This window comes from Paenibacillus pectinilyticus (assembly GCF_001700435.1).
Taxonomy (GTDB): Bacteria; Bacillota; Bacilli; order Paenibacillales; family NBRC-103111; genus Paenibacillus_E; species Paenibacillus_E pectinilyticus.
In genome coordinates, this window is sequence record NZ_LYPC01000014.1 from 449,437 (window position 1) to 464,202 (window position 14,766).

Sequence of the window (14,766 nt, forward strand, 5' to 3'; positions counted from 1 at the left end):
TAATAAAACGCTTTCAACTATTAAGAAGGAGTACCAATATGACACATTTATTAAAAATGCCGACAAAGCAACATGATTTGTTGATTACTGGGGAGATCGGTCGCTGGGACGAAGCGCTGCCTCTCGGAAACGGATTGACAGGCTGTTTGATGTGGGGCAATGGTCATCCGCTCAAGCTGAGTTTGGACCGCGGAGATTTGTGGGATAACAGACTTGCGCCAGAGGCGTTAGCTGAAGATTATACGTACGCTAATTTAATCGAGCTGGTGAAGCGGAAAGATATGGATGCGATCCGGAAGAGATACCAGTTCAATCGGTTTACGGTAACGCCGACGAAAATTCCTGCCGGCAGAATTGAGCTCACCTGGGGTAGGAAAGCAGATCGGATGGATTTTCGTTTAAATCTATCGACTGCCATTGGCGAATCCAAGCTTCAATTTGGTGATTCAGAATGCCTCGTTAGGGCTATCCTGCATGCAAAAGATGGGATTGGCTATGTACGGGTATCGGGAAATGCCGAATTGCCGTTTGTATCTATTGTTCCGCCATCCTACTCGGCTCCGGATGGAGAAGAGAATGTGGCGTGGGACAGTTTGGCATTATTGCAATATCCGGACCCAAAGGTACTCGAAGAAGACGGATGGATCATTTATCGTCAAAAAACGTGTGAATTACTTGAGTTCGCCATCGTTGTGGGTAGCAAAATGGTGAACAGCGATCAGTTGGAACTCGCATATAAAATCGTGACCAATAAAGATGGAGCAGATTGGTTGATTCAAGCGAAGCAAGACATATCTCGAGCGTTACGGACCGGATGGGAAGCGATTGTAGAGAGTCACAGTAAGTGGTGGGAATCATTCTGGGCGAAGAGCTCTATCACGCTTCCTGATCAGGAAACGGAAAATCAATGGTATTTGACGAATTACTTCTTGGGGTCATGCTCGCGCAAAGGGTCTCCACCTATGCCTCTCCAAGGAGTTTGGACTGCCGATGAGGGGCGTCTCCCGCCATGGAAAGGCGATTATCATAACGATTTGAATACGCAGCTCAGCTACTGGCATTACTTAAAAGCGAACCATCTGGAGGAAGGTGAAAGCTTTCTGGATTTCCTGTGGGAGCTTCGGCCTGCTGCTAAGCAATTTGCCGAGTCATTTTTCGATGCGCCAGGTATTTGTTTACCTTCCGTCATGAGTATGGAAGGCAAATCCATCGGCGGATGGGCGATGTACTGCACAAATTTGATCAATCAGGTTTGGCTATGTCAAGCTTTTGACCACTATTGGAAATACACGGGTGACCATATATTCCTGGAGCAGAGGGCTTATGTTTATTTCAGTGAAACCGCTGCATGTCTCCTTCGCTGGCTAACGCCAGGAACAGACGGTAAATTGCGCCTTCCCCTGTCAAGCTCACCGGAAATTCACGATGATACGCTGGAAGCTTGGCTGACTCCGAACAGTAACAACGATTTGGCGTTGTTGCACTATTTCTTTGAAACCTTGCATACAATGGCGTTGTTATTGGACAAGGAGGGAGAGGCGGAGCGTTGGTGCCGTATTCGCGGGCAGCTGCCTGACCTGGCAGTGAACGAAAACAATGTCCTGATGTTGAGCCCAGATGAATCGTTGAAAGAAAGCCATCGTCATTTGTCACATGCCATGGCGATTTATCCGCTTAATCTACTGAGCTACCACCGATCAGAAAGAGAGAAACTGATCATCGACAGTACGATTAGAAATCTTGAAGAGTTAGGCAAGGGACTCTGGGTCGGTTTTTCTTTTGCTTGGATGGCGAATCTATATGCGCGTCAAGGCAATGGCGAGGCTGCGTTGTACCAATTGAAGCTGCTATGGGAAAATCTCTGCTCGGTAAACGGATTTCACTTGAATGGTGATTATCGCAAACGTGGTATTACCGCATGGCACTATCGTCCATTTACGCTCGAATCCAATATGGCTGCTGCGGACGCTTTACAGGAAATGCTGCTGCAGAATTATGATGGAGTCATTCGGGTTTTCCCTGCTGTTCCTGCGGAGTGGAAGAGGGAGAACATCAAGTTTGAGCGGTTAAGAGGGGGACTAGGGAGCTTGGTATCAGCAGAATGGGGCAAGGGCAAGCTGCAATTCATTCGACTGGAAGCTGAGAAGGATGCTGTTGTGCGTGTACAGAACGTGTTTGGAACCGAGTGGTTGATCTTGGAAAAAGAAAACAAACAAATGCCGATAACGGTGTCAGCAGACGGTACTTATCAGATTCAGTTGCTGAAGGGCGAATCGGTCACAATCTTGCCGGAAGCGGCTCAAGGGGAGTAAAGCATTAATAGAATATTTTTACGAATAGAGGAGACTTATCTTATGAAAAATGTTAAAAGACTACATGTGATATTCAAAACACATTTGGATATTGGTTTCACTGACTTAGCTGCTAACGTAGTTGATAAATATATGAATGTGTTTATTCCGCAGGCGCTGGAATTATCGGAGAAGATGGTCATAGAAGGCGGTCGTTCCAAATTTATATGGACGGTGGGCTCCTGGTTAATTGAGGAATACTTGCAAACGGCTTCTGAAGAAAAAAGGGTTCGCATGGAGCAGGCCATTGTAAGAGGAGATATCGCTTGGCATGGCCTGCCATTTACGACACATACAGAGCTAATGGATAAAAATTTGTTGGAGTACGGCTTATCGATTTCCAAAAAGCTGGATCAAAAGTTTGAAAAGCATACCATAGCTGCGAAAATGACAGATGTCCCTGGACATACGATCGCTATGGTGCCTATTTTAGCTAAATATGGTATTCGTTATTTACATATAGGTGTTAATCCTTCAAGCAAACCACCTTGTGTGCCGGAAGTATTTGTTTGGAGAGCAAGTGACGGCTCCGAATTGATCGTAAACTACGCCTCAGATTATGGTCAAACATTAAAAGTGGAAGGTCTGGAAGACGCGCTCTATTTTGCCCATACCGGTGATAATTGCGGCCCTTCTTCTCTGGAAGAAATAGAGAAGCTCTACATCCAATTGCAATCTGAATACCCAGAAGCGGAAATTGCAGCATCGACACTTGATCATTTTGCTGAGAGACTAATGCCATTCAAAGATTCGCTTCCTGTTGTCTGTGAAGAAATCGGAGATAGTTGGATTCAAGGCACTGCATCAGATCCGATGAAAGTAGCGCATTATCGGGAGCTGCTTCGATTAAGAGATCAGTGGGTAGCTTCGGGTTCGCTGGATCCGCAAAGTGAAAGCTACGGAAGGTTTTGCAATCGTTTGATGTTGATTCCAGAGCATACCTGGGGCTTGGATGAGAAAAAGTATTTAGGCGATTACGACAACTACGCTTCAGCGAATTTCAAGGCGGCAAGAGCTGCCGATCAGGTTATGTCTAGGGTAGAGAAATCAAATCGTCAATTGGCGTTCGCAAAAGGACAGGCTCACAATGAACGCAGCTATACGTACTTTGAAAGTTCATGGCAGGAACAGCGCGAGTACCTGGATCAAGCGATATCAGCACTAAGGTTGGATTTGCAAATCGAAGCGAGAAAAGCGTTAGACAGCATGCATCCAGATAACTGGTCACATTTTGATGCGGTGGAGAATATTAAGCACCTAAAAGCGAATCGTTGCTATGAAGTAGGACAATTTCGTGTAAGCTTCGCTACGGATGGTTCGATTAATCAACTCGTTGATACGAATAAGAAGGTATGGGCCAATGATGAATATAGACTCGGTGTCTTCCGCTATGAAACGTTCGGAAAAGAAAATTACGATCGCTATATGAATGAATATACCATTAACATGAAAGAACATTATTTTTGGGCATATCCTGACCACGGCAAGCCTGGATTTGAATTTGCAGAGCCTCAACCAGCGCATAAGCTGTATAAGCCAATACTAAGAAGTCTGCGTATAGGGAGATTGCCTACTGCCGATAAAGTATACGCGCAATTAGAGATGCAACCCGAGGCTTGCAGTCATTATGGAGCTCCTCAACAGCTCGCGATTGTATATACATTTCATCGCAATGATGCTACGATCGATGCAGAATTGACTTGGATGGATAAAACGGCCTGCCGCTTGCCAGAAGCAAGTTGGTTCTCATTCATACCTGCTGTAAATAATCCCAACAGGTGGACGATGGATAAGCTGGGGACCCAGATTTCGCCGTTACATGTTGTGAAAAACGGTAACAGGAATATGCATGCTGTAGGCAAAGGGGTCTTCTATGAAGGCGCCGATGGAAGTTTCTCGATTGAGTCGATGGATGCGCCTGTTGTATGTCCAGGTGAAAGAAGGCTACTGCAATTCGACAATTCCTTTGCGCCTCTCGATGGTGGGTTTCACTTCAATTTACATAATAACGTGTGGGGAACTAATTTCCGAATGTGGTTTGAAGAGGACATGAAATTCCGGTTTCGATTAGTTATCAGATCTAGTCACTAATGCCAGCTTATCTACTTAATATTCTCCATAGATATATCTAACAATTGTCCATACTTCGTTATGGGCAATTTTGGTTTACTTAAAAGGTAAGCGGTTTCATAATCTATGACAGGAGGGATTATTTATGAGATTAAGGAAATACGTAATGCTATTTATTGCTTCGTTGCTAATGTTTGCAACAGTTGTGCCTATTGCTGGTACAGCTTCGGCAGCAGGGGGCAGACCACCTGTAACTGTATCTGGCAATTATACTAATGTTGATTTTAACGTGACTACGCCAACGGTTACTAATGGCACTTATACGGTGGAAGCGAAGCTTTTGGGAACAGTAACACCCACATCAGGTCAAAATGCAGCAGGACTTGTGACGGATGCAAATGGTTTAAGATCCTTTTATTTAGAAGCGGATACCATTGACATTAGTACATTTAAAAGCGCCATCCAAAAAACGGATCGCTTCGGTATCCAAACCCGCGTGAAATTTAATAATACGAATTCGAAGCGAAGCCTTTTCGAAATGAAAAGCATGAACCCGCCGACAGGATCACCTTCATGGCTCAATTTGCTCATTTTTGATAGCGATGGGAAAATAAAGGATTATAAATTAAACGTGCTTGGCACTTATGCAGCGGATCAATGGTATGACATCATTTACGATGTCGATACGCCTAACCATCGGTACAGCGTTTGGATCAACGGTTCGATCGTCATTGACAATCTCGACCTGAATAGTGCGACGACCTCTTGGGTCGGTGTAACGCAAAGTAAAATTATCCAGTATAAGAATACGGCACAAACGCCTAGCATGGTAACGGTCGCAAGCTTTAAAGCTGGTACAATTACCGATCCTGTGCCATTGGCATCGCTCGCAATTCAACCGTTAAGCGGAGAGTTCTATGCGAATCAAACGAAAGCTTTGACACTTGTTAAGAATCCATCTAATACAACGGAAACCAATATCAATTGGAGCTCCAGCAATACGAGTGTTGCAACGGTGGACAGTCAGGGAGTCGTTACAGGGGTAGCGGCAGGAATGACGACGATTACTGTAACGTCCGCTGACAATCCTTCAGTTACCGCTACACTTGACTTGACCTTGAGCCCTGCACTTCAACCGATAAATTTCAACGCTAACTACCTGGATCTTGATTTTAACACCTTCTTACCGCCAGTAAGTAACAACGTAACAACGTTTGATTCCAAGTTTCTGGGTACGGTTACAACAACGTCTGGAGCAACTAGTGCTGGAATTATCAATACAAATAACACGAATGTGTTCCAATTCGAAGCAGTTACGGCAGATTTAGGCTCATTTAAAAGTGGTCTTAACAAAACGGATCATACGGGCATCCGTACTCGCTTGCAATTCAATAATACGAATTCCAAACGGAGTATTTTTGAAATGAAGAGTGTGACGCCACCGACAGGCACTGCCGCATGGGATACGCTCCTTTTTTTCGATGCAGATGGCAAAATTAAGGATTATCAAGGTAACGTGCTTGACAATTATGCTGCGGATCAATGGTATGATATTGATATTGACTTAGACAGTCCCAAGCATCGTTATAGTGTATGGATTAACGGGAAATTGAAAGTATATAATCTGGATCTGGGCAACTGGATTGGTATTACCCAAAATAGAATCATTCAATACAAAAATAGTAGCAACACTTCCAACAAAACTTATGTTGCCTATATGAAGGTGGGCACAATTATCGATCCGGTCCCTTTGACATCACTATCGATTCAGCCGTTAAGCGGAAACTTCTATGCGAATCAAACGAAGGCTTTGACGCTTGTCAAAAATCCATCCAATACCTCACAGACCAACTTCAACTGGAGTTCCAGCAATACGAGTGTTGCAACGGTGGACAATCAGGGAGTCATAACAGGGGTGGCGGCAGGAACGACGACGATTACTGTAGCGTCTGTCGACAATCCTTCAGTTACCGCTACACTTGACATAACCTTGAGCGCTGCAATTCAGCCGGTAAATGCTAGTCGCAACTATCTGGATCTTGATTTTAACACCTTCGTACCGCCGGTAAGCAGTAACGTAACAACGATCGATTCCCTATTTTTAGGCACGGTTGCAACAACATCTGGAGCGACAAGCGCTGGAATTATCAATGATGGTGATTCAAATGTATTTCAATTGGAAGCGATCACAGGGGATTTAGGCACATTTAAAAGCGGTCTTAACAAAACGGATCATTTTAGCATTCGCACTCGCATGAAATTCAATAATACGAATTCTAAACGAAGTATTTTTGAAATGAAGAGTGTGACGCCGCCGACAGGCACTGCCGCTTGGGATACGCTTCTTTTTTTCGATGCGGACGGCAAAATTAAGGATTATCAAGGTAACGTGCTTGACAATTATGCAGCGAATCAATGGTACGATATTGTTGTTGACTTAGACAGTCCCAAGCATCGTTACAGTGTCTGGATTAACGGGAAACTGTACGTAAACAATTTGGATTTGGGCAACTGGGTAGGGATTACCCAAAACAGATTAATTCAATATAAGAATAGTAGTAACACTTCCAACAAAACTTATGTTGCCTACATGAAGGTGGGCATAATCAGTCCCCTAAGCTCACCTGTCGTTACAGGACAAACGGTGCAAGGATGGGCGGCATGGACTTATACTGGTCTGCCTGTATTTGCTGAGGACGCATCCGAGAGCGTCGATTCAATCGCTTCCATGACGATCAGCGGACCTACCGGAACCCTGGGATCGTACGCGAAAGAATTCCCAGTCACGCCTGGCAAACGCTACTCTTTTAGCTCATTCATGAGAGGAGAAGGATTAAGCAGCTCCACTTCCGTTATTAAAGCAGTACTTACTTCTATGAAAAACGGCGAAAAGCTGCAGGTGGACAATTTAGATGTCGAGGAAGAGACACCTGCATTGGTGTCCGACAAAAATGCTTTTGGAGGGAGGATTTTATATCATTTCACGGCACCGGCCGACGCTGACAGTGTAAGGGTTCAGTTGGTATTCTCAGGTCCAGGAACCGCTTGGTTCAACGATCCGCGATTTGAGGAGAAACAGAATTGGCAAGATGTCATGGGGCATTATAGCAGCGCGGACGTACAACATCCAATTACCAATCCTGGTAATATGTACGGATTTGGTGGAGTTCCCAATGAGTCGGATGCGACACTTCTGCAGCAAGTAGCCCCAATCATGGCTATGTCCGACACTGAGCTGCAAGCTGCGGCGAAGGCGGATGCCCATACGCGGACGGCTCTGGATGTTCGCGGAAGTTATGAGGCCATGGCAAGAAGGCTTGCAATACTTTACACAAAAACAGGAACTGCGACCTATGCACATAAAGCGATTATTATTTTGACAGAGGAAGCCAAATGGTATCCAGATGTTCCGTTAACAGGCGGAGAGAATTTTTTCTTTAAGTCAGCGTGCGTTCCCGTGGATGCCGTATATGCTTACGATATTTTATACGCGTCACCTGAATGGAATAATGTCCAGGAGTCTCTATACGTGGGAACGGATGTGCGAGCTTTCGTTGAAGGGTGGTTCCGCACAGCCGTAATGAATATGTTTAACTATTACAGCCCAGGTATTGGCGGCTATGATAACATTGCCCCCTATGGCGTTCGTGCCGTATTTGGAACGGCAGCTGTGTTGAATGACCCTGATATGATCAGACTTTTCATGCCATGGGTGGATTCGCTTCTATCCAACCGAGAGGTTTACGCCGATGGCTTTTGGAACGAGGCGACGGTCTCCTACAACGATCAAGTGATACAGTTGTTTACAGGTGCATTTGATATGTTGCAACAGAACTTTAAGGATCCTGCTGGTTATGTGGACAACAAGTATCAACTACAGTTCGAACCAGCTTTTAATTTAGGTTCACGTTATCCTTTGTATACGAAAGGGTTGACGATCAATCAGCAAATGAAGCTTCCCGACGGTTCTCCTGTAGCGATTAATGATACATGGAACCAGGATCCGGCGCTGAAGTCGGTTGAAGATCCCATATTGCCGGAAAACATTAAGAATATTGAGCTTTACAATTATGGTCAGTTCTCACTCGTGCAAGGCGATACGAATGATGCCACATACGCAGGATTGACATTTCCGCAGAATGGGCTAGGCGGACCGTATACGACAGGTGGACATCAACATGCCGACTATTTGAATCTAAATCTTTTTGGCAGTGGAATGGAAGTCATTCCGGATACTGGTTATCCGCATGATGCAGTCGCTAATCGTTATCTTCAAATGACAGCTCCTATGCATAACGTGCCTTGGGCGTGGTCCAGCACTGCCAATTACATTGCTTCCTCCGGGATGAGTACACGCGCTTCTATGCTCGCTTACGATCCTGGCGACCAAAATGGCAAAGCCATTCAGTTGGTAGAGGCTTCTGAGCTTGGCCCTGTGACGGACAATGTAGACACGAAACGCAGAATGATCATGATGGTCAATATGGATGGCAACCGTTCTTATACGCTTGACTTGAGCCGATTAAAGGGTGGAGAAGCACATCAGATCTTTATGAGAGCTGCAGAAGATGAAGACACGGATATGACAACTTCACTGAATCTGACTGCTCAACCTGATGCGGATGTGAATACGTATATGACAAGAATGGGTCATACCGAAGGTTTACCGGATGGTAGGGCCACTATGAAATCCCCGCAGACGGCCGATGGCAATAACGACTTCAACTTCACCTGGAAAGGTAAAACAAGTGGAACTTCGTTACGTGCTTACATGAATGGAATTAGTGGCGATGAGCTCATCTTCTCCCGAATTCCAACGTTGCGGTGGACGTATAATAAAGCTGCGTTGAAGGATTCATTCCCAGGCTGGCATTTCCAACGCAGACAGCTTGTGAATCCGAACGACACGACGGAATTCGGTGCGGTATACGAAACATGGAGAAGTAATCAGCAGCCGCTCATCAACAATGTGACTTGGAAGAAAACTGCGGATCAGGATCCGATGACCCAGGTTGCTGTCGTTGATGTTGGCAGTTATATCGACACGATCTACCTGAGTAACGACACAACGGTTCGTGAGGTGGATGGGGTACAATTTGCGGGTCGGGTAGCCATGATTCGTAAAGACAAGATGAGCGGCGCCATTCTGAAAGGGTACGTTTATGGCGCAGGCAGTATTCAAGCGCCGGGCTTTGCATTGCAAGGGAAGCCAGATGTGAATGTGAAGGTTACAGGTACAACGAGCACGTATAACGGAGCTCTTGCTAATGGAACAGTGGCAAACGGAGCGCCCGCCAACACATTGACGATTGATGGCAATTTGCCAAACGACAATTCTTTGAATGGACTTTGGCTGCAAACAAAATTGGGGGATCAATCTGGCTACGGCATGCGGATCAACAGTGTACAGGGCAGTACCATCAACGTACATGATTATCCTCCGTTTACAATCACACCTGCCGGAGCGAAACAAGGTTTTTTCCAATATGTAGATAAAGTCATTCCAGGAGATGTAATCGCGGAAATACATCAGCCTACGTTTGTCTCAGCGATTCCTTCTGGGCAATCCATACAGTCGGCAATTGATAGCGCGCAGAATGGAGATACGATCGTGCTTTCTGGCGGCGTGTATACGGAGCAGTTGAACATTACTAAGAGCCTGACGATTATAGGTAATGGAGCCACGATTCAAGCGCCAGATACGGCAATTCATGGATTTACAGGGTTCGTTAATCAGTATGATGCTCCTATTCGTCCAATCGTGTATGTTTCACCAGGTGTGAATGTGAAACTGCAAGACATGACAATTGATGGACGTAATAAAGGAGATATGAATTATCCTGATGGCATCTCTGGAATTGGTATCGATCGCGCAAGTGCAACCATCGACCATGTGACGGTAAAAGGTGTTAATGACACTTTAAATCCGGGCATGCAATACGGATACGGAATTTTTGCCAATAACACGGGGACAACCGCAGTAACGGTTGTCGTAACGAATTCCACCATTACGGATTATCAGAAGAACGGTATTTTCGTACTGGGTAACATTACAGGTACAGTTACAAGCAATACTGTAACAGGACATGGCCCAACTTCGGACATTGCGCAGAATGGCATTGTGTTTTTAAATGTTGCAGGTGCAGGAACCATCAGCAACAATACCGTATCGCAGAACTATTACAACGGCAGCGATGAAGCATGTGGCATACTCCTTTTTTCCTCACCTTCAGTCACTCTTAGTGGTAATCAAGTAAGCGACAATCAAGCTCCAACGTACGTACAGTAATCCTGATGTAATTAACAAAGCCTTTCAGCTGATGTTCGCTGAAGGGCTTTGTTTACGTCTAGTATCTGGATCTAACAATTCACCATATCTCCGCCTAATCATTGTTCATACGACCGAGGGACATGTTGGTTTATATTGAAACTAGGATAGATAGTCGCCATAATTTAATCATTTCGTGGAAAAGGGGATTTCTAAGATGGTATGGAGTAAAGCAATTGAAGATGCAGTAGGTAAAATACGTGCTAATATTGAAAACAATGGGATGAAATTCCCACATATTACGAATGAGAAGCGGTATGAATGGTCGGAAAATATAGATTGGATAGAAGGATTTTACACGGGGATGGTTTGGCTTAGCTTTGAATATACGGGAGATGCTTATTTCAAAGAGCAAGCTAAGTTACAAATCGATAATTTCCGTCAGAGGTTGGAGCAGCGCAATTGTCTGGAGCATCATGATATAGGGTTTCTATATGGCTTGTCAGCATTAGCTGGTTGGATTGTGGATGGTGATAAGGACGCATGTCAACTAGCCCTTCAGGCAGCTGACCTTCTACTAGCCAGATGGCGCTCTAAAGGTCATTATTTGCAAGCATGGGGTCCTGAAGGCGATGAGCAAAACGGAGGGCGTATCATTATTGATTGCTTAATGAATTTACCATTATTGTATTGGGCTACGCAGCATACTGGTGACCCTATATATAGTGAAATCGCGTATAAGCAAGCAGAATTATCGCGGCGTTATTTGGTGCGCGGAGATGACTCATCGTACCATACGTTCTATTTCAATCAGGAAACGGGCATTCCGCTCGGCGGAGGAACACATCAGGGATATCATGACGGATCAACATGGACGCGCGGACAAGCCTGGGGTATTTATGGTTTCGCTTTATCGTACCGTTATACAGGTGATCCCAAGTTTCTCGAGACTTCGAAACGGCTGTTGCGCTATTTTATAGATCATTTGCCTGAAGATTCAATCGCTTATTGGGATTTTAATGTGCCGATCGAGGCAGGAACGAGCCGTGATAGTTCGGCATCGGCCATCACAGCATGTGGCATGCATGAGCTTCTAGAATTGATGCCGCAAGATGATCCAGACCGTTTATGGATTGCGGTGGCACTGGAGCAGGTCATGAAATCGCTCGTGGAACGTTATGCCACGATCGGTGAAGAAGCGGAAGGGCTCCTAAAGCATGGATCCTACCATGTAAGAGGTAATTCTGGTTTGGATGATTACATGATTTGGGGGGATTATTATTATTTGGAGGCGCTATTGCGGATAGAGCGTTCAATACCAGGTTATTGGTATGAGCGTACGGAGCAGGGTATTGGAAAGTTAATGAAACAATTCGTTTGATAATGGGGCTACAATTTGCGAGTTATTTGGACTTTGCCATAATGAAATGTACCATCAGTAAAGGTTGGACCTGGAATCTCCAGTGTTCAACCTTTTTTCGCGACTTGGCCATAGCATATACTTCTATCGGGTTGTGCGATTGCGGGATTTGAGAAATCTGCATGAAAATGAGATAGTGAATGACATGATTTGAAACGATTTTAAACTGGATTAAATATATATTATACATGTAGGACAACATATAAATTCGGAGGTGCAAGTTTATGCCAAAAGTAAATAATGCTCCATATAAAAATCCTGAACTAACCATCGATGAACGAATTGAGGACTTGATGTCGAGAATGACACTTGAACAGAAGATTGCTCAACTAGGTTGTGTGATGTCTGTCGCTGGAGTATTAGAGCATTTGGAAGTACAACTTGCTAATGGTATAGGAGAAGTGGCAGTACTTGTCGGCGGAAGAACGACGGCAGAAAACGCCGCTTTGGTAGAGAAAATTCAGAAATATTTAGTTGAAGAAACAGATTTAGGTATTCCAGCCCTCATCCATGCAGAAGCGTTATCGGGCGGTATATTCGCAGAAGCGACGAATTATCCGATCGCCATCGGACTAGGTGCGACCTGGGATCCGGAAAAAGTACAGCTTATGGGCGACGTTATTCGTAAGCAGATGACATCCATCGGAATTCGGCAAGCGCTTTCACCGGTAATGGATGTTGCACGTGACCTTCGTTGGGGTCGAATTGGGGAAACGTACGGGGAAGATCCAACCTTAATTTCCAGTTTAAGCGTCGCTTTTGTAAAGGGCATCCAAGGCGATGATCTAAAAGAAGGTGTTGCCGCAACGGCGAAGCATTTCCTTGGTTATAGTATGTCCGAAGGCGCCCTCAACATGGCGAGTCAGCATTTGACGCGTAGAGAAATTCGTGAAGTGCATGCCAAACCATTTGAAGCTACGATTCGTATGGCTGATCTTGCATCTGTGATGAACTCCTATGGTTCACTTGATGGGGAGCCCATTATTTCTTCCAAAGAGATTTTAACAGATTTATTACGAGGCGAAATGGGCTTTAAAGGGGTCACCGTTTCAGACTATATGGCGATCGAAAGATTGACCGAATCTTTTCATACTGCTGAGGATATCACGGATGCAGGCGTACAAGCGTTGCAAGCGGGGATGGATATTGAACTTCCTATGGTTAAGTACTATGGCGCTTCTCTGCGTGAGGCTGTCAAGCAAGATCGCTTGCCCATTTCAGATGTCGATCAATCGGTACGTAGATTGCTGGCATTGAAGTTCCGCCTAGGTTTATTTGAGAAACCTTATCCTGACTATGAAGCAATCCAAGCAAGCTACCACCAACCTGAAGATAATGAGTTATCGGCAAAGCTTGCGAATGAATCTATCGTTCTATTAAAAAATGAGAATCAGATGCTGCCACTTTCCAAAGAAATTAAAAAAGTAGCAGTCATCGGGCCGAACGGTAATTTGTTCCGGAGTAATTATGGCGCATATACCTTTCCTGCAATGGTAGAAATGGGAATGAGAATGATGGCGAATAATGATACTAGCGGTATGGCTGGTGTCGATATTGCTGAGATGAATATAAATGGTGGTTCATTGGATATGCCAATGTTAGAACCGATGCTGCAAGGCATGTACCCGATGTCCGCAACTGTGAAGCAAGCGATTGAAGCGAAGATTCCTGCTGCTCATGTCACCTATACCCAAGGTTGTGGCATCATGGACGCAGATCGTTCAGGCTTTGAGGCAGCCATTGAGCAAGCTTTGGAGGCGGAACTTGTCATCATGGTGATGGGGGCTAAAAGTGGATGGGGACTCGGTTGTTCGATTGGTGAGGGAATTGATAGCTCAGATATTGGCCTTCCTGGGGTGCAAGAAGAGCTGATTAAAGCGGTTCATGCAACCCAAACGCCAATGATTGTTGTTCATATGAGTCCGCGGCCACTGTGCAGTGCATGGGTTACGGAAAACATTCCAGCAATCATTGAAGCTTGGCATCCAGGACAGAGCGGTTCACAAGCTATTGCAAACGTTCTATTTGGTGATTATAATCCAGGTGGAAAGCTCCCGTTTACGAGTATTCGCAGCGCAGGTCAAGGTTCATCCTACTATAGCTATGCAAAAGGCAGCGGTTATGCTAGCCGAGGCTTTGAGATGATGAACAACAAAGATGGATATGTCAATGAAACAGGAAAACCATTATATAATTTTGGACATGGCTTGTCGTATACGGATTTCAGTTATTCGGAGTTTACAACTTCTTCTGAACAAGTAGCAGGTAACGGAAACGTTGAAATCTCTTGCAAGGTTACCAATGTCGGTAATCGCGAGGGTGACGAGGTCGTACAGCTCTATTTCACAGACAAGCTTGCTTCTATGGTGCGTCCTAACAAGGAGCTTGCGGGCTTCAAGCGAATTACGCTGCAGCCTGGGGAAAGCAAGAACGTTACTTTCAATGTACAAATGAGCCAATTAGCATTTCTTAATAAGAAGATGAATTGGATCGTTGAAGCAGGAGATATTGAAGTCATGATCGGTTCAGCTTCCGATGATATTCGTTTACATGGTCAATTCACGATTGTAGACGGGGTTACATTAGCAACTAGCAATCGGGCATTTTTCGCCGAGGCTGTAGTTATGTAAAACTTTAAAGGCTGGATGATGAAAGGA

Annotated in this window: 5 protein-coding genes; all 5 read left to right on the plus strand. The window is 44.9% G+C overall.

Translation table 11 applies throughout. The annotated features are described in order from the left end of the window. The first annotated feature begins 38 nt into the window (after positions 1 to 38). The 5 genes from A8709_RS09355 to A8709_RS09375 all read left to right on the plus strand — a co-directional run bounded on the left by A8709_RS09355 (position 39) and on the right by A8709_RS09375 (position 14,739). Positions 39 to 2,312 carry a glycosyl hydrolase family 95 catalytic domain-containing protein gene (locus A8709_RS09355; protein ID WP_065852092.1) on the plus strand — a complete coding sequence of 758 codons (2,274 nt, stop codon included), beginning with the start codon at positions 39 to 41 and terminating at the stop codon, positions 2,310 to 2,312. 42 nt (positions 2,313 to 2,354) lie between these two features. Then, entirely contained in the window at positions 2,355 to 4,442 is a 2,088-nt protein-coding gene (locus A8709_RS09360) for a DUF5054 domain-containing protein (RefSeq protein WP_065852093.1), read from the plus strand. A gap of 124 nt (positions 4,443 to 4,566) precedes the next feature. Then, complete coding sequence (locus tag A8709_RS09365; RefSeq protein WP_065852094.1) at positions 4,567 to 10,710, plus strand: Ig-like domain-containing protein; 6,144 nt, start codon at positions 4,567 to 4,569, stop codon at positions 10,708 to 10,710. Between the two features lie 196 nt (positions 10,711 to 10,906). Beyond that, entirely contained in the window at positions 10,907 to 12,070 is a 1,164-nt protein-coding gene (locus A8709_RS09370; protein WP_065852095.1) for a glycoside hydrolase family 88 protein, read from the plus strand. A 263-nt stretch (positions 12,071 to 12,333) separates the two neighbouring features. After that, a complete protein-coding gene (locus A8709_RS09375) occupies positions 12,334 to 14,739 on the plus strand; it encodes a glycoside hydrolase family 3 N-terminal domain-containing protein (protein ID WP_065852096.1) in 2,406 nt (801 codons plus the stop codon). The last annotated feature ends 27 nt before the right edge of the window (positions 14,740 to 14,766 follow it).